Source organism: Proluteimonas luteida, from assembly GCF_021191695.1.
Taxonomy (GTDB): Bacteria; Pseudomonadota; Gammaproteobacteria; order Xanthomonadales; family Xanthomonadaceae; genus Luteimonas; species Luteimonas luteida.
Map to the genome: position 1 here is coordinate 26,261 of NZ_JAIWPT010000018.1, position 24,388 is coordinate 50,648.

Here is a 24,388-nt window from a genome sequence, read left to right on the forward strand (position 1 = left end):
CGCTTGACTTCGCACGCCGGCGCTGGCGTGGGCGACCTGTCGCGGCAGGTGGGCGACCGTGCCATCAGTCTAGAGACGCCCGCCTCGATTCCCGCCTAGTATCCACGACACCCCAACGGCAGGAGCCACCCGTATGCATGCAAGGTCGATTGTTCTCGCCACCTCCCTGCTGCTCGCGGTGCCGCTGGTTGCCGGCCTGCCGCAGGCCGCGTCCGCCCAGGCCGCCGATGCCCTCGACGAGGAGATCATGAGCAGTGCCGGTTTCCTGGCTGCGCATCCGGACCTGCAGAACCGGGGGCGGGGCTGGGAGGCCTACAACGCCGGCCGCTTCGACGAGGCGTTGACCTGGTTCCGCCGTGCCGCCCGCTACGCCGACAAGCCGTCGCAGGGGATGATCGCCGAGATGCTGTGGAAGGGCGAGGGCGTCGAACGCGACCCGGCGCTGGCCTATGCCTGGATGGACCTCGCGGCCGAGCGCCACTATCGCGGCTTCGTGCTGTTGCGCGAACGCTACTGGGCACAGCTCGACGAGGCCCAGCGCCAGGAGGCGATGATCCGCGGCGAGGCGGTCTATGCCGAATACGGCGACGTCGTCGCCAAGCCGCGGATCGCCTCGGTGTTGCGCCGCGAGCGCAGGCAGTCGACCGGAAGCCGGACCGGATTCGTGGGCTCGCTGCAGATCATGGTGCCGGGTCCGGGCGGGGTCATGCAGACCATCGATGGCAGCCGCTATTACGCGTCGAAGTTCTGGGATCCGGAGGAATACCAGGCCTGGCACGACGCGGTGTGGAAGGATCCGCCGACCGGCCGGGTCGATGTCGGCGAGATCGAGCCGTTGCGGGGCGAAGCCGATGATCAGGCAACGCCGTCCGGCCGGGTCGGGCCAGCGCGCGGGTCCGACGGGGACTGACGGCCCGCGCGTCTGCGTGGCGGCTGATCGGACGGCCATCGCCGTTAGACTTCCCCGATGGCCAAGCTCTACTTCTACTACTCGGCGATGAACGCCGGCAAGACCACGACGCTGCTGCAGAGCGCGCACAACTACCGTGAGCGCGGGATGCGGGTGGCGATCCTGACCCCGCGGCTCGACCATCGCGCCGGGACCGGGCGGGTCGCGTCGCGGATCGGCCTGACCTCCGATGCGATCGCCTTCGATGCGCAAGACGACCTGCTGGCGCGGATCCGCGGGCTGGTCGAGGGCGATGGCGCGCTGCATTGCGTGCTGGTCGACGAGGCCCAGTTCCTGACCCGGGCGCAGGTCTGGCAGCTGGCCGAAGTGGTCGATGCGCTGCGGATTCCCGTGCTCTGCTACGGCCTGCGCACCGATTTCCGCGGCGAGCTGTTCGAAGGCAGCCAGTACCTGCTGGCCTGGGCCGACGAACTGGTCGAGATCAAGACCATCTGCCATTCGGGCAAGAAGGCGACGATGACCGTGCGCGTCGATGCCCGGGGCGAGGCGGTGCAGGACGGGCCGCAGGTCGAGATCGGCGGCAACGAACGCTACGTCTCGGTCAGCCGCGCCGAGTTCAAGCGCATCACCCGCGGCGAGGGGCGCCTCGAACCGGAGCAGCCGTCGCTGCCGCTCGGGCCGGGCGGCGCCGGACCGGCGCAGGACTGAGAGGCCGAGAGGCATTCGCGACGGTCTCGCTACGGCGTTCGAATGACTCCCGACCACTGGCCGCACCGGTCCCCACGGCGGTCAGCGCCGCGCAAGTCCCTGCCCGCAGCCGGCGCGGATCGCCTCGACTTCGCGTACCACGGCGCCGCCTTCGGGCTGGGCCTGGCGCATCTGCGCCTCGACGGCGGTCAGCGCCGTGCGCGCCGGCAGGCGTTCGCCACGGCTGCAACGCACGTCCGCCGCGTAGGCGCGCGCCAGCCAGGCCAGCCTGCGCAGCTCGGCGTCGGTTTCCGGCGTCATGCCCAGGGCGTCGAGTTGCTGCAGCGCGTCGTCGTCGCCACGGCGGGCGTCGAAGCGGGCCAGCGACAACTGCGCACGCAGCGTGTGCGAGTGCCTCGGTCCGTAGTCGGCGGCGGTCAGCGCCACGGCGCGTGCCAGCGCGTCGCGCGCCTCGGGCGCATCCAGCGCGGCATCGACCTCGCCGAGCAGGCGCAGGGTGTCGCCGACCAGCCCGTGCGTGTCTCCCAGCTGCGCGATGCGCAACGGCAGCGCCTGTTCCAGCAGCGCACGCGCCTCGGCGTCGCGGCCGATGTCGTGCAGCACCATCGCCTGGTTGAACAGGCCGCCGGCGTGCAGCACGCGCGGACCGGTATCGGCCCAGACCGCGGTGGCGCGTTCCAGGTCGCGCAGCGCCACCTCGATGTCGCCGCGCTCCCAGGCGATGATGCCCAGGCTGTTGTGGATGCGGGCGACGTCGGCGTGGTGCGTGCCCAGGCGCGCGACCGTCCAGCCGAGCGCGTCGCGGAACGCGTTGTCGGCCTCGATGAAGCGGCCCTGGTCGACGTGGATCGCGGCCAGCTGGCGGCGCGCGTCCAGCGTCGCCGGATGGCGTGCGCCGTGCAGTTCGAATGCCAGCGACACCGCTTCCGCGCAGCTGCGCTCGGCGGTGCGCATGTCGCTCTGCGCACGCTCCAGCGCGCACTGCGTGCGCAGCAGTTCGATCGCCAGCGGGTGGCGCGGGCCGAGGCTGCCGCGCAGCCGCGCCAGCGCCGCGCGGATCTCGTCGCGCGCGCGCGCGGTCTCGCCCGCCGCGCTGCGCAGCGAGGCCAGGTCGGCCAGCGTCTCGACGATGCCGGCATCGTCCTGCAGCTCGCGGCGCAGCCCCAGCGCGCGCTGGAACAGCACCCGCGCGGCGTCCAGCTCGCCGAGGTCGCGATGGCAGCGTCCCAGCTGCGCGTGGAACTCCGACGCCTGCCGCGGCAGGGTCTGCTCGCGCTGCAGCACCAGCGGGCGCATCGGCAGCATGCCGGCCAGGCAGTCGCCCTGCCGTCCCATCAGCCGCAGGGTGCGGCCGATGTCGGTCACCGCCTGCACCCGCAGGCCGGCCGGCGGGTCGTCGAGCGACTGCAGGATGTCGGCCTGACGCTGCAGCAGGGCCAGCGACTGGTCGTAGTCGCCCAGCCCCAGGCGCAGCCGCGCCACCACGCCGTACAGCTCGGCCCGCGCCAGCGGCTGCCGCGCCAGCTCGGTATCGCCGCGCTGCACGCCGGCGGTCAGCAGTTCGCGCACGTCCAGCGGCGCGCCGCGATGGGTGGCGCCGGCATGCTCGAACAGGCCGATGACGAAGTCCTGCATCGCCTGGGCGCGGGTCGATTCGCGGATCGCCTGCTGCGCCTGCCACGACACCGCGACCATCGACGCGATCAGGGTCACGACCACCAGCGTCGCGGTCGAGACCGCCCAGCGGTGCCGGCGCAGGTACTTGCGCGCACGGTAGGCCAGGCCTTGCGCACGCGCCTGTACCGGCCGGCCTTCGAGCCAGCGGCGCAGGTCCAGGCCCAGCGCCTCGACCGAGGGATAGCGGTGTTCGGGGCGCTTGGACAGGGTGCGCAGGACGATGTTGTCGAGGTCGCCGCTGATCGCGCGGACTTCGCGCCGGTGCGCGCCCGCCGGGGCGTCGGCATTGCGCTGCAGCGCCTGCGAGGGGCGTACCGGGTCGGCGTCGAGGATCGCCTGCTCCCACTGCGCGTCGCTGGGGCGCTGCAGCGCGAAGGGCTTGCAGCCGGCCAGCAGTTCGTAGAGCACCATGCCCAGCGAGTAGACGTCGGTCATCGTGGTGACCGGCTCGCCGAGGATCTGTTCGGGCGCGGCGTAGTGCAGGGTGAACGCGCGTACGCCGGTGCGGGTGTGTTCGCGCGTCTGCCCGGAGCTGTCGAGCAGCTTGGCGATGCCGAAGTCGAGCAGGCGCACGTCGTCGAGCGCGGTGACCAGGATGTTCGACGGCTTGAGGTCGCGATGGACGATCAGGTTGGCGTGCGCGTGGCTGACCGCGGCGCAGACCTGCAGGAACAGTGCGATGCGTTCGGGCACCGAGGGTTGCCGGGCGCGGCACCAGTCGGTGATCGGCTCGCCGTCGATGTAGTCCAGCGCCAGGTACGGCTGCTGGTCGGCGCTGATGCCGGCATCGAGCAGCCGCGCGATGTAGGGATGGACCAGCCGCGCGAGGATCTGGCGTTCGCGGGTGAAGCGCAGCCGCAGGTCGGGATCGGCGAGCCCGGGGCGCAGCAGCTTCAGCGCGACGCGGCGTTCGTACAGGCCGTCGGCGCGGCGCGCGAGCCAGACCTGGCCCATGCCGCCCTCGCCGAGCAGGCGCTCGAGTTCGTAGGGCCCGATGTGGTGTCCCGGCAGCGCGCCGGACAGCGACGCGACCACCGGCTCGGCGAGGAAATCGCCGCTGTCGGCTTCCAGCAGCAGCAGGCGTTCGAGTTCGTCGGCCAGGTCCGGGTCGTCGTCGCGGAGCGCCTGCAGGCGCGCGGCGCGGGCGGGCGGGTCGAGTTCCAGCAGCGCATCGAGCGCGGGAGACAGCCGCTGCCAGCGCTCGGTGTCCATCGCGTCAGGCCGTTCAGTCGCTCTTGAGCGAGGCCAGCAGGAACATCCGCGCCTTCTGCCAGTCGCGGCGGATGCTGCGTTCGGACCGGTCGAGCAGGGTCGCGATCTCCACTTCCGACAGGCCGGCGAAATAGCGCAGCTCGACCACGTGCGCCAGCCGCGCGTCGACCGCCGCCAGGCGGGTCAAGGCGACGTCGAGCGCCAGCATGTCCTCGTCCAGGCGCAGGCCGCTGTCGATGTTGTCCGGCAGGTCGGTGACCCGGTGCAGGTCGCCGCCGCGCTTCTGCGCGCGCCGCTGGCGCGCGTAGTCGACGACCACGCTGCGCATCGCCGAGGCCGCGTAGGCGAAGAAGTGCGCGCGGTCGTCGAAACGCGCCTCGCGGCGTCCGATCAGCTTGAGGTAGGCTTCGTGCACCAGCGCGGTCGCATCCAGCGTGCGGCCCTGCTGGCCCGCCAGCTGGCGGCGCGCCATGTGGTGCAGTTCCTGGTAGAGCGTCGCCAGCACCCGATCGAGTGCATCGCGATCGCCGCCGCGCGCGGCATCCAGCCATTGGGTGATTTCGGCACCGTCGCTCACGCCCGTGCATTCCCGCGCTCGCCCCTGCGCGGCGACTATAGCGCGATCGCAGCGCCGCGCGCGGCTCGTCCCGCGCTCAGCGCTGGCAGCGCGGACACCAGACCGTGGTGCGCTGGCCGATCATTGCCTGCTTCAACGGCCCGCCGCAGGCCGGGCAGGCCTCGCCGCCGCGGCCATAGGCCGACAGCTCCTGCTCGAAATAGCCGGGCGCGCCGTCGGGACTGATGAAATCGCGCAGCGTGGTGCCGCCACGGCCGATCGCATGGGCGAGGATCCGCTTCACCTCGGCGGCCAGCCGCGCATAGCGTTCGCGCGAGACGCGGCCGGCCTCGCGCAGCGGCGAGATGCCGGCCGCGAACAGCGCCTCGGCGGCATAGATGTTGCCGACGCCGACCACGATGCGCTGGTCCATCAGGAAGGTCTTGACCGGCGCGCGCCGGCCGCGGCTGGCGAGGAACAGATGGTTGCCGTCGAAGGCGTCGGTCAGCGGCTCGGGGCCGAGCGTGCGCAGCAGCGGATGGGTGGTGCCGGCCGGCTGCCACAGCAGGCAGCCGAAGCGGCGCGGGTCGTTGAAGCGCAGCACGCGCCCGGAATCGAGGCGCAGGTCGACGTGGTCGTGGGTGCCGACCGGGGTTTCCGCCGGCAATACCCGCAGGCTGCCGGACATGCCCAAGTGCAGCAGTGCGCTGCCGGCGGCGGTGTCGAGCAGCAGGTACTTGGCGCGGCGCCGGATGGCGTCGATGCGCTGGCCCGGCAGCAGTTCGCCGATCTCCGGCGGGATCGGCCAGCGCAGGTCCGGGCGCCGCAGCACCACGCCGGTGACCGTGCGGCCCTGCACATGCGGCAGCAGGCCGGCGCGCGTGGTCTCGACTTCGGGCAGTTCGGGCATCGGTGCGGATCGTCGGGTTGCGGAAGGAGGGGAGGTCGGGGCGGTCCGCCGGAAACCAACGGCGCGATTCGCCCGTGGCCGGGATGGCGTCAGCTCGCCGTCAAGGGATCGCTGCCACGCGGGCCGGGTCCCGATCCGTTGCCGGGATCCGGCGCAGACGCGGCGGCGCACACGGTATCCACGGCGAGCGCGGACGGCGCGCCGCCCTCGCCCGGCACCAGCCGGACCGGCGCCTCGAACGCGTCCGACAGCAGGGCGTCGGTCAGCACCGCGTCGCGCGGGCCGTCGGCGATCACCCGGCCGCGCCGCAGCAGCACGACGTGGCCGATCTCCGGCAGCAGTTCCTCGACGTGATGGGTCACCAGCACCAGCGTGGTGCCGGCGCTGGCGATGCGCCGCAGCACCTCGAGCAGGCGCGCGCGTGCGACGACGTCCAGCCCGCTGGTCGGCTCGTCGAGCAGCAGCGCCTCGGGCCGGTGCACCAGCGCACGCGCGATCAGCACGCGCCGCGCTTCGCCGGTCGACAGGCTGGCGTAGGCGCGGCCGGCCAGCGCCGTGGCCGAGGTCAGCGCCAGCGCCTCGCGCGCGGCCTCGCGCATCGGCGCATCGACGCGGGCGGCATCGGGCGCCGCAAGCTGGCCGAAACCGGCGGCCAGCACCGCGTCCTCGACCCGCAGGCCCGGCAACGTGCACAGGTCGTCGTGCAGCCGCGCGGTGACGATGCCCAGCCGTCGCCGCAGCTGGGCGACGTCCCACAGCCGTTCGCCCAGCACCCGGACCGGCGCCGGCCCGGTTTCGCGCGCCAGCGGATGCAGCGCGCGCGTCAGCAGCTGGATCAGCGTCGATTTGCCGCAGCCGTTGGGGCCGAGGATCGCGGTATGCCGGCCGGTGGGAATCGCCAGCGTGACCGCGTCGAGCGCCGGCCGGCCGCCGCGCAGCACGGTCGCCGCATTCAGTTCGAGCAGCATCGGCGGGGTGGATCTGGCAAGCATGGGATCTGGACGCATGATTCGGAGCGGCGGGGCGGCGAGACTGAACACAGCACCCGACCGTACGCCCTCGCAGGGATGGCAAACGCGGGAAACAGCCTCCATCATGCCCGTGTTGTCCACCTCGTTGATGCCGCCATGCCCGCTTCGCTGCTCGATTTCCTGTCTTCCGGTCTGCTGCAGTTCGGGTGGGGCGCGATGCTGCTGTACCTGCTGGTCGCCACCCAGCTGACGATCTTCGCGGTCACCCTGTACCTGCACCGCAGCCAGGCGCACCGCGGCGTCGATTTCCATCCGGTCATCGCCCACTTTTTCCGCTTCTGGACCTGGCTGACCACGTCGATGATCACCCGCGAGTGGGTCGCAATCCACCGCAAGCACCACGCCAAGTGCGAGACCGAGGACGATCCGCACAGCCCGATGCACAAGGGCATCAAGACGGTCTTCTGGCGCGGCGTGGAGCTGTACCGCGAAGCCCGCGGCATGCGCGCCGACATCGAGCAGTACGGCAAGGGCGCGCCCAGCGACTGGATCGAGCGCCGGCTCTACACGCCGTACGCCACGTTCGGGCCGACCCTGCTGCTGTTCGTCAGCTTCGCGCTGTTCGGCTTCAAGGGCGTGGCGGTGTGGGCGATCCAGATGGCGTGGATCCCGTTCTGGGCCGCCGGCGTGGTCAACGGCCTCGGCCACTGGTGGGGCTACCGCAACTTCGAGACCAGCGACACCGCGACCAACCTGACCCCGTGGGGCGTGTGGATCGGCGGCGAGGAGCTGCACAACAACCACCACGCGTTCCCCAGCTCGGCCAAGTTCGCGCTGCGCAGGTGGGAGTTCGACATCGGCTGGGCAGTGATCAAGGGCCTGGAGAAGGTGAGGCTGGCCAAGGTGCTGCGGGTCGCGCCGTCGCTGGACGTGCGCCCCAACATCCACGTGCCCGACACCGACACCATGAAGGCGCTGCTGGCGCACCGTTTCCAGGCGATGACCGACTACCAGCGCAACGTGCTCACCCCGGCGCTGCGCGAGGAAGCCCAGGCCGCCGGCGCCAGGCTGCGCGCGCTGTTGCCGCGCCAGCTGCGCAAGGGCCTGGTCGACGACGGCCGCTGGCTCAAGCCCGATGCGAGGCAGCAACTGCAGCAGTGGGTCGAGCAGCGGCCGCGCATCCGCACCCTGGTCGAGTACCGCGCGCGGCTGTCGGCGCTGCTCGAGGCGCGTTCGCACAACGCCGGCGAGACGCTGCAGAACCTGCAGGCATGGTGCCGCGAGGCCGAGGCCAGTGGCATCCGCGTGCTGCAGGAATACTCGGCGCGGCTGAAGGGCTACTCGCTGCAGAGCGTGCGCGCCTGAACACCCACGCAGGCCGATCGATGTCGATGTCGAGGACGCGATCACGGGTCCTGCCTGCCGGCATCCGCTGCGCCTGCGGCGTACTCGGGATCGTGCTGTCGGCGGCCGCCGTCGCGCAGGTCACGCGCACCAGCGAGTATCTCGAGCGCATGGACAGCGATGGCGACGGTCGCGTCTCGCTGGCCGAGTACCAGGCGTGGATGAGTTATGCGTTCGACGGCATGGACCGCAATGGCGACGGCGTGCTGACGTCCGACGAGCTGCCGGGGGGCAAGGGGCGGCCGATCACCCGCGCCGAGCATCTCGCCAAGCTTGCGGCGACGTTCAACCGCCAGGACACCAACCGCGACGGCTACCTCGATGCCAGGGAACTGTCGGCCCCGCCGCAGCGCTGAGGCGCGCGCCTGGAGCGGTTCGGCCACGGATGAGCTGAAAGAAAAGCGGTTCGGCCACGGATCCACGCGGATGACGCGGATCGGAAGCAGCGGGGGCGTGGCCTCGCCTCGACCTCTGTATTTGCTCTATCCGTGCACATCCGCGTGGATCCGTGGCAAAGAATAAGGTTCCGGCCCGTCCCGATTCCGGGGGGGGCTCGACCGTAGGTCGGGGCAACGCCCCCGACGGAGGGATTTCGCGAATCCGGGCACCGCACACGTCGGCCGCGTGGGGCCGACCTACGCAAGGTCGGATGACCGTATTCCCCGGAAGAACCAAAGAATGGCGGTTCGGCCACGGATGCACGCGGATGACGCGGATCGGAAGCGGGCAAGGCATCGAATCGCCTCGACCTTTGCATTGGCTCTCGATCTGCGTTCATCCGCGTGGATCCGTGGCGAAAACGCTTAGTCCAGCGGCATCTCCGTCTCGATCCAGCGCGTGACGGAATGGTGGCGCGGCGCCCAGCCCAGTTCGCGGCGCGCGCGCTTGCCACGCACGCGGCTGTTGGAGCCGAACGAATAGCGCGCGTGACCTTCGCCCCAGACCTTGGCGGCATCGGCGACGGTCCAGGATTCGACGGGGCCCAGGCCCAGCCGGCGCGCGATCGACGCGCCCAGTTCGGCGTACGAGGCCTCGCCGTTCTCGACGAAATAGAACGCGCCTGCCGGGGCGTCGGCCAGCGCCAGCCGGTACAGGTCGACGACGTCGTCGATGTGCACGTTCGACCAGCGGTTGACGCCGCTGCCGACGATGCGCACCACGCCGCTGTCGCGCGCCTGCTGCACCAGCGGCGGGATCTGCACACTGTCGCGGTGCAGGCCGCTGCCGGTGCCGTAGATCATCGTGTTGCACAGCACGACCGCGCGCACGCCATCGTCGGCGGCGGCCAGGATCAGCAGGTCGACCGCATGCCGGGCCTGCTTGCCGGGCTCGACGATCAGCGGGGTGTCCTCGTCGAAGATGTGCGGCGACAGCGCGTTCCCGGCGACGTCGTCGCCGATGACGCTCGAACCGCTGGTGTGCAGGAACGCCTTGCCGGAGCCGCGCAGCCCCTCGAGCAGCGCTTCGACCGCCGGGCGGTGGTCGCTGCTGGCCGCGTTGATGACCGCGTCCGCGCGTCGCGCTTCCGCGACCAGCAGGTCGCGATCGTCGAGGGTACCGATCACCGGCGTGATGCCGAGCGCCTCGACCCTGGCGGCGGCATCGGGCGAGCGCACCAGCCCGCGAACCGCATGGCCGTCGCGCAGCAGGGCGGTGGCGAGCGAACCGCCGATGAAACCTGTGACACCGGTGAGGAACAGTTGCATGGGGCAGATCCTGTCTGGAGGGAAGGGGTGCCAGTCTGCGCCTCCGGTTTCGATACAAAAACCGGCCTAAACGCACAATTCCCTTGATCCTGGGTCAATAATCGACGGCCCACCTGCCGGAGCCTTCGATGAAGACCACGCTCGACGAACTGCAGGCCTTCGTCGCGGTCGTCGATGCGGGATCGATCACCGCCGCGGCGCGCCGGCTCGGGCAGACCGTCTCCGGCGTCAGTCGCGCGCTGGGCCGGCTCGAGGACAAGCTGCAGACCACGCTGCTGCGCCGGACCACGCGGCGCCTGGCGCTGACCGAGGAGGGGCGCCTGTTCCTCGACGACGCGCGCACGGTCCTGGCCGGGGTCGAGGCCGCCGAGGACCGCATGGCCACGCTGCGCACCGCACCCTCCGGCCTGCTGCGCGTGGACGCGGCGACCCCCTTCCTGTTGCACGTCCTGGTGCCGCGCATCGCCGGTTTCCGCGCCGCGTATCCGCAGATCACCCTGGAGCTGAGCAGCCATGACCGGGTCATCGACCTGCTGGAACAGCGCACCGATGTCGCGATCCGCATCGGCGCGCTCAAGGACTCGACGCTGCATGCGCACCCTCTTGCCGACAGCCGTATCCGGGTGCTGGCCGCGCCGGCGTATCTCGCGCGGCACGGCGTGCCAACGGACGTCGATGCGCTCGATCGTCACGTGTTGCTCGGCTTCGCCGGTCTGCCGCATCTCAACCGCTGGCCGCTGCGCAATGCCGGTGACGGGCAGGTGGAGGTCGCGCCGGCGATCACCGCATCCAGCGGCGAGACCGTGCGCCAGCTGGCGCTGGCCGGCAACGGTATCGCCTGCCTGTCGGATTTCATGACCGCGGCGGACCGCCGTGCCGGCACCCTGGTCGAACTGTTCGCGGACCGGGCACTCGACATCCGCCAGCCGATCCACGCGGTCTACTACCGCAATTCCGGCGTGGCCTCGCGGATCCGGGTATTCCTCGACCATCTGGCGCAGTCGCTGCGGGACGACGGCGGGGAAGCCTCGTGGGCGCAGACCGCACAGACGAAAACGCCGGCCCTCGCGGGCCGGCGTTTCCGGTGACGGCGCCGGAGAAGGCCTCCGGCGCGGATGACGCGCTTACTTGGTGATGTCGACGTCCTTGGTTTCCTTCAGGAAGAAGGTACCGATGACGAAGGTGATCAGCGCGATGATGATCGGGTACCACAGGCCGTAGTAGATGTTGCCCGTCAGCAGCACCAGGGCGAAGGCCGTGGTCGGCAGGAAGCCGCCGAACCAGCCGTTGCCGATGTGGTACGGCAGCGACATCGAGGTGTAGCGGATGCGGGTCGGGAACAGCTCGACCAGCCATGCCGCGATCGGGCCGTAGACCATGGTCACGTACAGCACCAGGATCACCAGGATCAACAACACCATCGGCTTGTTCATCTCGTCGTTGTTGGCCGTCGCCGGGTAGCCCGCGGCATCGATCGCGGCGGTCACGTCGGCGGTCAGCTTGGCCTGCGCGGCCGCGGCGGCTTCGGGTTCCAGTGCGACGACATCGACGCTCTGGATCTCGGTGTCGCCGATCCGCACGCTGGCGAGGGTGCCGGGCGAGGCCTTCTCGTTGGTGTACGGGACGCTGCGGGCGTTGAGCAGGTTCTTGACGATGTCGCAGGAGTTGTTGAAGGTCACGTGGCCCTTCAGCTCGCCGGGCACGAACTGGAACGAGCAGTCCTTGGGATCGGCGACGACCACGGCCGGCGAGGTCTTGGCGGCGGCTTCCAGCGCCGGGTTGGCGTAATGGGTCAGGGCCTTGAAGAGCGGGAAGTAGGTGATCGCGGCCAGCAGGCAGCCGGCCATGATGATCGGCTTGCGGCCGATCTTGTCCGACAGCCAGCCGAAGAACACGAAGCCGGCCGTGGCGATCAACAGCGCCGCGGCGATGAACAGGTTGGCCGTGACCGGGTCCACCTTCAGCGTCTGGGTCATGAAGAACAGCGCGTAGAACTGGCCCGCGTACCACACCACGGCCTGGCCGGCGGTGGCGCCGAACAGCGCCAGCAGCACGATCTTGCCGTTGCTCCAGGTGCCGAAGCTCTCGGTCAGCGGCGCCTTCGAGCGCGTGCCCTCTTCCTTCATCTTCTGGAACAGCGGCGATTCGTTGAGCTGCATGCGGATCCAGATCGAGATCAGCAGCAGGATGAACGAGACCAGGAACGGGATGCGCCAGCCCCATTCGGCGAACGCCTCGTTGCCCAGGGCCAGGCGGCAGCCCAGGATCACCAGCAGCGACAGGAACAGGCCGATCGTCGCGGTGCACTGGATGAAGCTGGTGTACAGGCCGCGCTTGCCGTTGGGCGCATGCTCGGCGACGTAGGTCGCCGCGCCGCCGTACTCGCCGCCCAGCGCCAGGCCCTGCAGGCATCGCAGGATCACCAGCAGGATCGGCGCGGCGATGCCGATCGTCGCGTAGGTCGGCAATACGCCGACCAGGAACGTCGACACGCCCATGATGACGATCGTGATCAGGAACGTGTACTTGCGCCCGATCATGTCGCCGAGCCGGCCGAACACGATCGCGCCGAACGGACGCACCGCGAAGCCCGCGGCAAAGGTCAGCAGCGCCATGACGAAGGCGCTGCCCGAGGGCAGGGCGGAGAAGAAGTGGACCGCGATGACCGCAGCCAGTGAACCGTACAAATAGAAGTCGTACCACTCGAAGACGGTACCCAGGCTCGACGCAAGGATGACCTTGCGATGCTCCTTGGTGATGCCGCTGCCCTTCGGTGCGGCTGCTGCAGTTGTCGTAGACATTCTTCGCCTCCCACGGCGTGAGTCAGATGAGTTGTGTTCCGGTACTGCCGATATGCGTGCGCTGCCTTGTCGCCGTTCGTGTCCCGTGCCCGGGCGGTGTCGCCGGCCGGGTGCGGGGATCGCGGGGCCCCGTGGCCCCGCGGGTCATGCTCAGAAGCTGTAGCGCGCCATCGTGTGCAGGCGCATCAGCTCGCCGTCGGCGCCGGATTCGAGCGTGCGCTCGCCCCAGATCGCCTCGACGCCGAAGTCGAGCTTGGGCACCGGCGACCAGATCACGTTCGCGTGCACCGAGTGCACCTTCCGGGTCACGTCGAAGCCGGTCCATGCGGTGTCGTTGTCCCACTGCGAGCGCGCGTAGAACAGGTTGCCGCGCACGGTGGGCGAGAACACCTGGCGCACGCCGAAGTAGCCGGCCCAGCCGCCGAGCGCGTCGATGTTGCCGGCCGCGTCGGCGATCGCGTCCTGCTGGATCGTCGCCAGGCCGATGTAGCGGCCGATGCCCTCGCCGCCGCTGACCTGGTAGCGCAGGTCGGTGCTGTCGCCGAGCTTGACCAGGCCGCTGACGGTGGCGCCGAAGCCGGTGTCGGTGCTCGACGTGCCCGGGACGGGTTCGTACTTCAGCTGGCGCACCATGCCGGCGAAGCTGACATGGCCCCAGTCGCCCTTGTGGGTGTAGCGGGCGATGACATCGGGCACGCTGTTGTCGCCGGCGATGACGCGCGCGGCGCCGCCGAACGGCTGCACCGTGGTTTCCGGGCTTTCCAGCGAGACCGTCCACGGGCCGCTGGTGTAGCGCACCTGCGGCTGGCGCACGAACACCACCGCGTCGGTCGGGCCGACGAAGTCGACCGCGTCGATCAGCGCGTTGGTGTCCATGAAGTTCGACCAGGTCTGGCCGACCAGCCAGTTGTTGTAGGTCAGGTAGGCGTGGCGCAGCGTCGCGCCGTAGGTGTTGGTCGCCGCCGAGTTGCCGAGCGTGCCGCCGAAGAAGTCCAGCTCGAAGCGCGCGCCCAGCTTGTCGCCGGAATCGAGCACCGTGCTGGCGTCGAACCACAGGCGCGAGAACTTGGCGTGCGCGTCCATGTAGGTGTCCGGGCCGTCGCCGCCGACCGGGATCGCGCCGGGCACGTAGAAGTCGCGGCCCGCGGTGCCCTTGGCGATGTCGCCGTCGGTGGTCTTGGTCGCGAAGCCGTCGATGCGGATCATGCCGCCGACCGTGAACGCGGTGCCGGGGTTGGCCTGCGGGGTGATCGTCGTGGCCTGGATCGGCTGGCTGCCGGCAGGCGCGGCGGCCGGCGCCGGCTGCGTGGCCTGCGCGGTGCGCACTTCCTGCACCGCGGTCTCGGTCTGCTGCTGCTGCGACAGCAGTGCCTGGACCTGCGCCTCAAGCTGGGCGATGCGGGCTTCCAGTTCCTGCTCCTTGGCGGTTTGCGCGAACGCGGCGCCGGGCAGCGCGAGTGCGGCCACGACCGCCATGGCGAGCAGACGCGGGCGGGCCTTCGCTGCGGGTTGTTGAGTCATGGGTCCCCTCCCGAGGGATGATGTCGATGCAGATCGGAAACGAAACGGGCGGACGCACGGGTCCGTGGACGCAGACTGCACGCGTGGGGCGGCCGCGCCCATTCCCCATTGGTCGATAGTCGAAACCGGCGTGGTTTAGACCATCGTCTAGCCGCCCCTCCGGGCGAATGCGGCACACTGGTGCGCGCGATTCCCGGGAGGAAACCAACGCCATGAGCAGTCCCACCGAGCTGTATCCCGTGCCCGCCGGCTTCGCCGGCCCCGATACCATCACCGCCGCCGACTACGCGCGCGACTACGCCCGGTCCGTGCAGGATCCCGACGGTTTCTGGGGCGAGGTCGCCGAGCGCCTCGACTGGTACGTCAAGCCGACCCAGATCCGCGACGTCAGCTACGACCTCAAGGACTTCCGCATCCGCTGGTTCGCCGACGGCGAGCTCAACGCCAGCGTCAACTGCCTCGACCGCCACCTGGCCACGCGCGGCGACAAGACCGCGCTGGTCTGGGAGGCCGACAGCCCCGATACCGAAGCGCGCCACGTCAGCTACCGCGAGCTGCACGCGCGGGTCTGCCGGCTGGCCAACGCGCTGCGCAACCTCGGCGTCGGCAAGGGCGACCGGGTCACGATCTACCTGCCGATGATCGTCGAGGCCGCGGTCGCGATGCTGGCCTGCGCGCGCATCGGCGCGGTGCACTGCGTCGTGTTCGGCGGCTTCTCGCCGAACTCGATCGCCGACCGCGTCTCCGACTGCGGCAGCAAGCTGATCATCACCGCCGACGAGGGCCTGCGCGGCGGCCGCAAGGTGCCGCTGAAGGCCAACGTCGACGCCGCGCTGAAGCTGCCGGGCACCAACACCGTCGAGACCGTGCTGGTGGTGCGCCATACCGGCGGCGCGGTCGACATGCAGATGCCGCGCGACCGCTGGTACGACGCCGTCGTCGACGACCAGCCCGATACCTGCGAACCCGAGCGCATGAACGCCGAGGATCCGCTGTTCATCCTCTACACGTCCGGTTCGACCGGCAAGCCCAAGGGCGTGCTGCACACCACCGGCGGCTACCTGCTCTACGCCAGCTACACCCACGCCGCGGTGTTCGACCTGCGCGACGACGACGTCTACTGGTGCACCGCGGACGTGGGCTGGGTCACCGGCCACAGCTACATCGTCTACGGCCCGCTGGCCAATGCGGCGACCTCGCTGATCTTCGAGGGCGTGCCCAACCATCCCGACGCCGCGCGTTTCTGGCAGGTCATCGACAAGCACCGGGTGTCGATCTTCTATACCGCGCCGACCGCGATCCGCGCGCTGATGCGCGAGGGCGAGGCGCTGGTGAAATCGACCTCGCGCAAGTCGCTGCGCCTGCTCGGCAGCGTCGGCGAGCCGATCAATCCCGAGGCCTGGCGCTGGTACTACGAGGTGGTCGGCGATTCGCGCTGCCCGATCGTCGACACCTGGTGGCAGACCGAGACCGGCGGCATCCTGATCTCGCCGCTGCCCGGCGCGATCGACGCCAAGCCCGGCTCGGCGACCAAGCCGTTCTTCGGCGTGCAGCCGGCGCTGGTCGACGCCAACGGCAACTTCCTCGAGGGCGAGGCCGAAGGCAACCTGGTCATCATCGACTCGTGGCCGGGGCAGATGCGCAGCGTCTACGGCGACCACCAGCGCTTCATCGACACCTACTTCAAGGCCTATCCGGGCAACTACTTCACCGGCGACGGCTGCCGCCGCGACGCCGACGGCTACTACTGGATCACCGGGCGCGTCGACGACGTCATCAACGTCTCCGGCCACCGCATCGGTACCGCCGAGCTGGAAAGCGCGCTGGTGCTGCATCCCAAGGTCGCCGAGGCCGCGGTGGTCGGCTTCCCGCACGACATCAAGGGCCAGGGCATCTATGCCTACGTGACCCTGAAGGCCGGCGAGGAGTACAGCGAGGAGCTGCGCAAGGAACTGGTCAAGCACGTGCGCACCGAGATCGGCCCGACCGCATCGCCCGACCACATCCAGTGGGCGCCGGGCCTGCCGAAGACGCGCTCGGGCAAGATCATGCGCCGCATCCTGCGCAAGATCGCCGAGAACGCCCCCGACCAGCTCGGCGACACCAGCACGCTTGCCGATCCGGGCGTGGTCGACGCGCTCGTCAAGGAACGATACATCCCGAACGGCTGATGCTGACCCGATGACAACCCTGCTGATCGCCGACGACCACCCCCTGTTCCGCGAAGCGCTGCGCGGTGCGATCGCCCGCGCGGTGCCGGACGCGAAACTGCGCGAGGCGCACAACGTCGATGCCCTGTACGCCCTGGTCGAGGCCGAGCCCGATGCCGACCTGCTGACCCTCGACCTCAACATGCCCGGCGTGCACGGCTTCAGCGCGCTGGTGCACCTGCGCGCGCAGTACCCGCAGCTGCCGGTGCTGATGGTGTCCGCGCGCGAGGAGCCGGCGGTGATGCGGCGCGCGCTCGATCACGGCGCCGCCGGCTTCGTGCCCAAGTCGGCCGATGCCGAGACCCTGGCGCGCGCGGTGGCGCAGGTACTCGACGGCGACCGCTGGATCCCCGAGGCGGCCGCGTCCGCGCCGGGCGTGTCGCCGAACGAGCACGACGTCGCCGCGCGCCTGCGCGACCTCACGCCGCAGCAGTTCCGCGTGCTGCAGATGCTCGGCGACGGCATGCTCAACAAGCAGATCGCCTACGAGCTGGGCGTGTCCGAGGCCACGGTCAAGGCGCACATGACCGCGGTGCTGCGCAAGCTCGGCGCGTCCAACCGCACCCAGGCGGTGCTGATCGCCGGCAAGCTGTCGGTCGACCCGGACACGATGACGTTACCGCCGGAGGAGATGGAGCACGGCTGAGCGTCGCGGTCCGGCCGGTTCTTTCGGAGCGCGCCGCGCTTCTCGCCGGAATGGTTTCTGCCGCAGGCGCGGTCCGTTCCCGCGCTACGCAGGCCTCAGCCGCTGAAATGCTGCCACAGCCCCGCGGCGAGATAGCCGCCGCCGCCGATCAGCACAGAGAAGTAGATCACCGTGCCGATCGTCGACAGGTGGCCGAGCAGGATCGCGACGCCGTCGCGTTGGATCAGGCCGATCGCGTAGAACAGCAGCGCGATCGCCGGCACCGTGTTGCTGAACGGCACGAAGCCGAACGGCGCCATCAGCAGCAGCGCGGCGAAGATGAAGGCGAGGCTGTTGAAGGCGTCGACCGCGCGGCCCTGCGACAGCGCCGCCAGCCGCCCGGGCCGGCTCACGCGTTCGAGCCGCCGCACCCACACCAGGCCGCGGCCGAGCCCGGCCTGCAGTTTCTCGGCCGGCAGGTGGCGGTCGCGCAGCCGCCCCGGCAGCCACAGCGGCTTGCCGGTCAGGTGGCTGATGCCGATCAGCACCAGCGCCGCACCGAACACCGTGCTCACGCCGGGGATCGATACCGGGATCAGGAAGACCACCGTCAGCAGCATCGACAGCATCAGCAGGCCTTCGCCGCCGATGCGCCGGATCATCTCGCCGAGCGTCAACTGGCTGTCGTCGAGGGTGGCGATGATGCGTTCCAGGCGATCGCCCAGCGGATCGGCGGTGTGCGTGGCTGCGCTCATGTGCGGTGCGGGTCTCCGGGCGATCGGCGGACAGTCGGGCCGCGCAGTCTAGCAGGGCGCATGCGCACGGCCGGTCGATGTCGTCGTCCGGCCGCCGTCGGCATTCACGCCGTCGCGGTTGCCTGCCTGCGGTCGCGGCGTATTCAGCGCGCGGCGCGCAGGCGTTGCTGGGCGGCCAGGAATGCGCGCATCGAGGCCGGCTTCACCGGCTTGGTCAGCACCCGGTAGCCGCGGATGCGCGCGGTCTGCTTCAGCGCGTCGCTGCCGTCGGCGGTCAGCAGCGCGCCCGGCACGTCCGGGGCGATGCCGCGCAGGGTGTCGAGCGTGTCCAGGCCGTCGAGGCGGTCGTGCAGGTGGTAGTCGACCAGCAGCACGTCGGGATGCTGGTCCATGCACGCGATCGCCTCGTCGATGGTCTTGGCGCACAGCGGCTCCACGCCCCAGCGCCGCAGCAGCACGTCCATGCCGGCGAGGATGTCGTCGTCGTTGTCCACGCACAGCACGCGCAGGCCGCTCAGCGAGGCGTCGGGCAGCACGGCCGACGGTGGCGCCGCCGGCAGCACGGCCTGGGCGCTGCGCGGCACGGTGATCGAGAACATGCTGCCCTTGCCGACCGTGGCGCGCGCATCGAGCGTGTGTCCGAGCAGCCGCGAGATGCGCTGGCAGATCGACAGGCCCAGGCCCAGGCCGCGGCCGTCCCAGTCGAAGGGCTGCTCGTAGCGGTGGAACTCGTCGTAGATCTGGCGCATGTGGTGCTCGGGAATGCCGGGGCCGGTGTCCCAGACCTGCAGCGCGACGGTGTCGCCGCGACGGCGCGCGGCCAGCACGATGCGTCCGCTGCGGGTGTAGCGCAGCGCGTTGGCGAGGAAGTTCTGCAGCACCCGGCGCAGCAGCCGGCGGTCGCTGCGCACCGGCGTGGGCGGCGCATGCAGGCGGATGTCGAGCTTGCGCGCCGCGGCCATCGGCGCGTACTGGCCGGCCAGCTGGCGCAACAGCTCGGCGGCGTCGAAGTCGGTGATCTCCGGCTTCAGCGCGCCGGCATCCAGGCGCGAGACGTCGAGCAGGCCGTCGAGCAGCTCCTCGGCCGCGCGCAGCGAGGTGTCGACGCGCTCGGCCAGGTGCTTCTGCTCGTTGCCGTCCTGGGTCTCGCGCAGCGCCGAGGTGAACAGCCGCGCCGCGTTGAGCGGCTGCAGCACGTCGTGGCTGACTGCGGTCAGGAACCGCGAGCGCGACTCCTGCGCCGCCTCGGCCTCGCGCGTGCGCTCGCCGACGCGCTGCTCCAGGGTCTCGTTGATCTCGCGCAGTTCGCGTTCGGCGCGCTTGTAGTCGGTGACGTCGCTGTAGCTGGTCGCGTAGCCGCCGCCGGGCAGCGGCTGGCCGCGCAGTTCGATGACCTGGCCGTTGCTGAGCACGCGCTCGGACACGTGCGGCGAGCCCGCGCGCATGTAGGCGATGCGCTTGTCGATCTCGATGTCGATGTCGATCGCGTTGCGCGGACCCAGCTCGCCGCGCTCGGCGTTGTAGCGGATCAGGTCGGCGACCGGGCGGCCGACGTAGAGCATGTTGTCGGGATAGCCGAACAGCCGCTGGTAGCTGCGGTTCCACGCGACCAGGCGCATCGTGCGGTCGACGACGCTGACCCCGTGGTCGATGTTCTCCAGCGTCGACGACAGCACCTCGCGGTTGAAGCGCAGCTCCTGCCCGGCCTCGTCGAGCATCGCCACGACCTCGTCGACCTCCATGCCCGAGCCGCGCAGCGCACTGGTCATCAGCAGGCGCGCCGACGAGGCGCCGACCGCGGCCGCCAGCTGGCGCTCGGTGAACTGCAGCCAGGCGCGGTCGGCCGGGCTCCGGGGCTCCAGCGGCATCGACTGCGACTGGGCGTACTCCTCGAACGCGCGCTGCGCGGTGCGGTCGCCGACGATGCGTCCGGTCAGGGTCAGCAGGTCGCCCACGTGCACGTTGCCGTTCCAGTCCTCGGAGGCCAGCGTGCGGCGCTCGGCGTAGGGGTCGAGGAACGGCGCGGCGCGCAGGCGCTCGTCCAGCGTCGGCCGCCAGCGCGCCGATACCAGCAGCAGCGCGCCGACGTTGAGCAGCAGCGACCAGAACGTGCCGTGGGTCAGCGGATCCCAGCCGTCGAGGCCGAACAGTTGGCGCGGCCGCAGCCACTGGATGCCCAGCGGCCCGTGGAACAGCCACTGCGGGTCGAGCCAGCCGGCCTCGGTCAGCGCCGGCAGCAGCAGGGTGTAGACCCAGACGCCGAAGCCGATCAGCAGCCCGACCTCGACCCCCTTGCGGCTGGCGCCGCGCCAGTACAGCCCGCCGATCAGCGCCGGCGCGAACTGCGCGACCGCGGCGAAGGCCATCAGCCCGTACGCCGCCAGCGTGGTGTCGCTGCCGCTGGCCCGGTAGTAGCCGTAGGCCAGCGCGGCCAGGCCGATGATCGCCGCGCGGCGGATCCACAGCACCGCCGAGGCGACGTTGCCGCCGTGGCGCTCGGCGTAGCCGCGGCGCAGCAGCATCGGCATCACCAGGTCGTTGCTGACCATCGTCGCCAGCGCGACCGACGACACGATGACCATGCCGGTCGCCGCCGAGAAGCCGCCGATGTAGGCGAACAGCGCGATCATGTCGGCGTTCTCGGCCATCGGCAGCGCCAGCACGAAGCTGTCGGACGCGACCGGGCCATCGCGGCCGAACAGCGCGACGCCGGCGCCGGCGATCGGCAGCACCATCAGGCAGATCAGCACCAGGTAGCCGCCGAACAGCCAGCGCGCGCGGCGGATGTCGCGCACGTCGCCGCATTCGACGATCGCGACGTGGAACTGCCGCGGCAGGCAGATGATCGCCGCGAACGCGAGCAGGCACTGGGCCAGGAAGCCGCTCGGCGGCGCGTTGGCGACCAGCGCGCGGGTCGCCTCCATCAGCGGCAGTTCGCGCGCGCCCAGCCACTGCATCGCGAACAGGCCCACGGTGACCAGCGCGACCAGCTTGATCAGCGACTCCAGCGCGACCGCCAGCATCAGCCCCGGGCGGTGCTCGGTCGCGTCGACGGTGCGGGTGCCGAACAGGATCGCGAACAGCGCCATCAGCGCGGCGACGTAGAACGCCGGGTCGCCGAAGGTCGTGACCGCGCCGTCGGGGCCGCCGAGCACGTCCAGGCTGATCGCCACCGCCTTGTACTGCAGCGCCAGGTAGGGCACCGCGGCGACCAGCGCGATGAACGCGACCAGCGCCGCCAGCCGCTGCGAGCGGCCGTAGCGCGAGGCGATGAAGTCGGCGATCGAGACCGTATTCTGCGACTGCGCGATCAGCGCCAGGCGCTCGAGGATCCGCCAGCCGAACAGGATCATCAGCAGCGGGCCGATGTAGATCGGCAGGTAGCCCAGGCCGTAGCGCGACGCGGTGCCGACGGCGCCGTAGAACGTCCACGACGAGCAGTACACCGCCAGCGCCAGGCTGTAGACCACCGGGCGCAGCCACGGCCGGTCCGGGTACAGCGGGCGGCGGTCGCCGTACCACGCCACGCCGAACAGCAGCGCGGCATAGCCCAGTGACACCAGCAGCAGCATCCAGCCCGGCAGCATGCCGTCCCCTTCGCCCGTCGAGCCGCCGAGTTTACGTGGCCGGCATCGGCTCGTGTGCGCACCCGCGCGTCGCGCGCGTAGGTCGGGGCGACGCCCCCGACGCTCCGCGCCCCGGGCACCGCGTGCGTCGGCCGCGTGGGGCCGACCTACGGTTCGTGGCGGGTCGGGACCCGTCCTACAGGAACGAATCGGCCAGCCGGGCGATGCCCTCCACGCTGCGTTTCCATGCCGGGCGGCGGCGCCAGGTGGCGGGGGACAGCACCTCGGCATCGGCCAGGTAGTCGGCTTCGATGCCGCGCATCCGTGCCACCACGTCCGGGTCGTAGCACAGCAGGCCGATCTCGGCGTTGAGCGCGAAGGAGCGGATGTCGAGGTTGATCGAGCCCACCAGCGCGACCTCGTCGTCGACGCTCAGGTGCTTGGCGTGCAGGAAGCGCGGGCGGTGCAGGGCGATCTTCACCCCGCAGGCCAGCAGTTCCTCGTAGCTGGCGTGCTGGGCCAGCGCGGTCAGGCGCTGGTTGTTGCTCGCCGACAGGATCAGCTGCACGTCCACGCCCGACAGCGCGGCGATCCGCATCGCCCCGGCGATCGCGTCGTCGGGCACGAAATAGGGCGTGGTCAGCACCACCCGCCGCCGCGCCAGGTGGATCAGGGTGACGATGCTGTCGGCCGCGTTGGGGAACGGATAGGCCGGCCCGCTGGGCAGCAGCTGGCAGGCCACGTCGTCGGCGTGGGCCGGGCGCACCGGCGACACCGCCAGCACCTCGCCGGTCTCCAGGTACCAGTCGCTGGCGAACACCGCCTCCAGGTGGGCGACGATCGGGCCGTGCACGCGGGCCACCAGCTCGCGGTTGGGGACGCCGGGGATGAAGACCGCATCGGCGAGGTTCTGCGAACCCACGTGCGCCACGCCGTCGTCGATCACCGCGATCTTGCGGTGGTTGCGCAGGTCGGCACGGCCGCTGCGGCGCCAGCGCAGGCCGCCGGGCAGCATCGCGTGGACCTGCACGCCCGCGCGCTGCAGGCGCTTGCGGTAGCGGCGCAGGCCGCGCTTGGCGCCGACCGCGTCCAGCAGCACCCGGCACTGCACGCCGCGCGCGGCCGCGCGTTCGAGCGCCTGCACCGCGGCCTCGCCGACCGCATCGTCGAACATCAGGTAGTACAGCAGGTGCACGCGCGTGGTGGCGCCGTCGATGTCGTCGAGCAGCGCCTGCAGCGTGCCGTCGTAGTCGTCGAGCAGGGTCACGCCGTTGCCGCGCACCGGCATGAACGCGCCCAGCCGCTCCACCAGCGGCACCGTCTCGCTGGCCACGCTGTCGGCCGGCGGTGTCCAGTGCCACGCCGCCTGCGCCAGTTGCCCCTCGCGGATCGCCACCGAGGCGTCGGACTGCCGGCGCACCCGCTCGCGCGACAGCCACGGGTGGCCCAGCAGCAGGTACAGCGGCAGGCCCAGCAGTGGCAGGAATCCGATCAGCAGCAACCAGCTGCGCGCCGCCGCCGGCCGCGTGCGCGCCGGGATCCACAGCAGTGCGGCAATGCGGATCGTCCAGTCGACGATCAGGATCCACAGGCCCAGGTTCAGCGATTCGCTCATGCGCCGATTCTGCGGGCCGGATGCGATGCTGGCAAAAGCGCCGGTGACCAGTGGCACCGATTCAAGCAAAACGTTCAAGCCCAATGCGCACGCTCCGACATGCCCACGCAGGCGGACATCAGCGTCTTTCATGGGCGCCCAGCGGCTCGAGGTCACTTGGATGCCCGCCTGCGCGGGCATGACGGCACCAGGTCGGCGCCACTCGCCGGTGACGTGCGGATCCGGGCACCTCTCCCGCCTGCGGGCATTGCGCCCTTCACGGGTGTGAGGTCGGCGCATCGCGCCGGGGGAGGGCATGGCACGCCACGCCGCGTTCGGACCGGACGCGGCGCCCACCGTCGCGCGGGACAGGGCCCGGTGACCGCCCTCGCGCGGCGTTCCTCGGCCCGGAACGACGAAACCCGCCTTGCGGCGGGTTTCGTGCGGAGGCGCCGGGTCCGCCTGCGCGGAGGCGCCTTCGGGGCATCCACGCGCTGCGCGCGTGGGCCGTCAGGTCACTTGATCTTGCCTTCCTTGTAGATCACGTGCTTGCGGACGACGGGATCGTACTTCTTGATCTCCATCTTGCCGGGGGTGTTCTTCTTGTTCTTGTCCGTCGTGTAGAAATGCCCGGTGTTGGCCGAGGAAATCAGACGGATCTTGTCGCGCTTGCCTGCCATGATGCTCTACTCCTCAGACCTTCTCGCCACGGGCACGGAGCTCGGCGATCACGGCGTCGATGCCGTTCTTGTCGATGGTGCGCAGGGCCTTGGTGGAAACACGCAGCTTGATCCAGCGGTTCTCGCTGGCGACCCAGAACCGGCGCTCGTGCAGGTTCGGCAGGAAGCGGCGGCGGGTCTTGTTCATGGCGTGCGAGACGTTGTTGCCGGTCGTCGTACGCTTGCCGGTGACTTGGCATACTCGGGACATTACGCACCTCGAATGTGATTGATATCGCCCTTAGCCAGGGAGATGGCGGCCCCGATGGCCTGGGCCATCGCGCGGAACGGGAAGAAGGCTCGCCACACCGCTGCCGGGAACCGCGCTTCCGGGAGGCAGGTCAGGCCATGTTTCCATGGGCTGGACGCAACGAGCCGGCCATTGTCCTGAAATTCCCCTTGCCGCGCAAGGCCTTGGCGGTTGGCGCGCTGGTTGGGCATCGCCCTATGGGATTGTGATCGGGACGCTACCTGCCTGTAGGGGCGGCCTGGCCGCGATCGGGATCGCCGGGACTCATCGCGCCCAAGGGGCGCTCCTGCCAA

The 24,388-nt window shown here is 70.6% G+C and carries 18 protein-coding genes and 1 pseudogene; 7 read left to right on the forward strand and 12 right to left on the reverse strand.

Annotated elements, in window-relative coordinates; translation table 11 throughout:
* The first annotated feature begins 133 nt into the window (after nt 1-133).
* Entirely contained in the window at nt 134-910 is a 777-nt protein-coding gene (locus LDO26_RS14840) for an SEL1-like repeat protein (RefSeq protein WP_232131872.1), read from the forward strand.
* A 57-nt stretch (nt 911-967) separates the two neighbouring features.
* Complete coding sequence (locus LDO26_RS14845; RefSeq protein WP_232131873.1) at nt 968-1,618, forward strand: thymidine kinase; 651 nt, start codon at nt 968-970, stop codon at nt 1,616-1,618.
* An 81-nt stretch (nt 1,619-1,699) separates the two neighbouring features.
* Here LDO26_RS14845 and LDO26_RS14850 read toward each other — a convergent pair whose 3' ends face one another.
* The 4 genes and pseudogenes from LDO26_RS14850 to LDO26_RS14865 form a co-directional block, all read right to left on the reverse strand.
* A complete protein-coding gene (locus LDO26_RS14850) occupies nt 1,700-4,507 on the reverse strand; it encodes a serine/threonine-protein kinase (RefSeq protein WP_232131874.1) in 2,808 nt (935 codons plus the stop codon).
* Between the two features lie 13 nt (nt 4,508-4,520).
* Complete coding sequence (locus LDO26_RS14855) at nt 4,521-5,084, reverse strand: ECF-type sigma factor (RefSeq protein WP_232131875.1); 564 nt, start codon at nt 5,082-5,084, stop codon at nt 4,521-4,523.
* A gap of 76 nt (nt 5,085-5,160) precedes the next feature.
* On the reverse strand, nt 5,161-5,973 hold the full coding sequence (gene mutM, locus LDO26_RS14860; protein ID WP_232131876.1) for a bifunctional DNA-formamidopyrimidine glycosylase/DNA-(apurinic or apyrimidinic site) lyase: 813 nt from the start codon (nt 5,971-5,973) through the stop codon (nt 5,161-5,163).
* A gap of 218 nt (nt 5,974-6,191) precedes the next feature.
* Nucleotides 6,192-6,965: pseudogene (locus LDO26_RS14865) on the reverse strand (ABC transporter ATP-binding protein); the annotation flags it as partial.
* 135 nt (nt 6,966-7,100) lie between these two features.
* Here LDO26_RS14865 and LDO26_RS14870 point away from each other — a divergent pair.
* Nucleotides 7,101-8,309, forward strand: a complete 1,209-nt coding sequence (locus LDO26_RS14870) for a DesA family fatty acid desaturase (protein WP_232131878.1) — start codon at nt 7,101-7,103, stop codon at nt 8,307-8,309.
* 62 nt (nt 8,310-8,371) lie between these two features.
* Nucleotides 8,372-8,704 (forward strand): EF-hand domain-containing protein, encoded by a 333-nt coding sequence (locus tag LDO26_RS14875; RefSeq protein ID WP_232131914.1) that lies wholly within the window; start codon nt 8,372-8,374, stop codon nt 8,702-8,704.
* A 447-nt stretch (nt 8,705-9,151) separates the two neighbouring features.
* Here LDO26_RS14875 and LDO26_RS14880 read toward each other — a convergent pair whose 3' ends face one another.
* The gene (locus LDO26_RS14880; protein ID WP_232131879.1) at nt 9,152-10,054 is read right to left on the reverse strand and encodes an NAD-dependent epimerase/dehydratase family protein; all 903 of its coding nucleotides are present in this window, start codon (nt 10,052-10,054) and stop codon (nt 9,152-9,154) included.
* 128 nt (nt 10,055-10,182) lie between these two features.
* Here LDO26_RS14880 and LDO26_RS14885 point away from each other — a divergent pair, with 128 nt between their 5' ends.
* Nucleotides 10,183-11,142, forward strand: coding sequence for a LysR family transcriptional regulator (locus LDO26_RS14885; RefSeq protein ID WP_232131880.1), 960 nt, complete (start codon nt 10,183-10,185; stop codon nt 11,140-11,142).
* Nucleotides 11,143-11,178: 36 nt separating this feature from the next.
* Here LDO26_RS14885 and LDO26_RS14890 read toward each other — a convergent pair whose 3' ends face one another.
* Both LDO26_RS14890 and LDO26_RS14895 read right to left on the reverse strand, forming a co-directional pair.
* The gene (locus LDO26_RS14890) at nt 11,179-12,855 is read right to left on the reverse strand and encodes an MFS transporter (protein WP_232131881.1); all 1,677 of its coding nucleotides are present in this window, start codon (nt 12,853-12,855) and stop codon (nt 11,179-11,181) included.
* A gap of 150 nt (nt 12,856-13,005) precedes the next feature.
* A complete protein-coding gene (locus LDO26_RS14895; protein ID WP_232131882.1) occupies nt 13,006-14,376 on the reverse strand; it encodes a DcaP family trimeric outer membrane transporter in 1,371 nt (456 codons plus the stop codon).
* A 212-nt stretch (nt 14,377-14,588) separates the two neighbouring features.
* Here LDO26_RS14895 and acs point away from each other — a divergent pair, with 212 nt between their 5' ends.
* Together acs and LDO26_RS14905 are read left to right on the forward strand one after the other, a co-directional pair.
* On the forward strand, nt 14,589-16,547 hold the full coding sequence (acs, locus tag LDO26_RS14900; protein WP_232131883.1) for an acetate--CoA ligase: 1,959 nt from the start codon (nt 14,589-14,591) through the stop codon (nt 16,545-16,547).
* A 10-nt stretch (nt 16,548-16,557) separates the two neighbouring features.
* Nucleotides 16,558-17,232 carry a response regulator transcription factor gene (locus LDO26_RS14905; RefSeq protein ID WP_232131884.1) on the forward strand — a complete coding sequence of 225 codons (675 nt, stop codon included), beginning with the start codon at nt 16,558-16,560 and terminating at the stop codon, nt 17,230-17,232.
* Between the two features lie 95 nt (nt 17,233-17,327).
* Here LDO26_RS14905 and LDO26_RS14910 read toward each other — a convergent pair whose 3' ends face one another.
* The 5 genes from LDO26_RS14910 to rpmB all read right to left on the reverse strand — a co-directional run bounded on the left by LDO26_RS14910 (nt 17,328) and on the right by rpmB (nt 24,056).
* Nucleotides 17,328-17,966 carry an exopolysaccharide biosynthesis protein gene (locus LDO26_RS14910; protein ID WP_232131885.1) on the reverse strand — a complete coding sequence of 213 codons (639 nt, stop codon included), beginning with the start codon at nt 17,964-17,966 and terminating at the stop codon, nt 17,328-17,330.
* 143 nt (nt 17,967-18,109) lie between these two features.
* A complete protein-coding gene (locus LDO26_RS14915) occupies nt 18,110-21,553 on the reverse strand; it encodes a hybrid sensor histidine kinase/response regulator (protein ID WP_232131886.1) in 3,444 nt (1,147 codons plus the stop codon).
* Between the two features lie 175 nt (nt 21,554-21,728).
* The gene (gene cls / locus LDO26_RS14920) at nt 21,729-23,147 is read right to left on the reverse strand and encodes a cardiolipin synthase (RefSeq protein ID WP_232131887.1); all 1,419 of its coding nucleotides are present in this window, start codon (nt 23,145-23,147) and stop codon (nt 21,729-21,731) included.
* Nucleotides 23,148-23,641: 494 nt separating this feature from the next.
* A complete protein-coding gene (gene rpmG, locus LDO26_RS14925; protein ID WP_231806348.1) occupies nt 23,642-23,809 on the reverse strand; it encodes a 50S ribosomal protein L33 in 168 nt (55 codons plus the stop codon).
* Nucleotides 23,810-23,819: 10 nt separating this feature from the next.
* Nucleotides 23,820-24,056 carry a 50S ribosomal protein L28 gene (rpmB, locus tag LDO26_RS14930; protein WP_232131888.1) on the reverse strand — a complete coding sequence of 79 codons (237 nt, stop codon included), beginning with the start codon at nt 24,054-24,056 and terminating at the stop codon, nt 23,820-23,822.
* Nucleotides 24,057-24,388 lie beyond the last annotated feature (332 nt).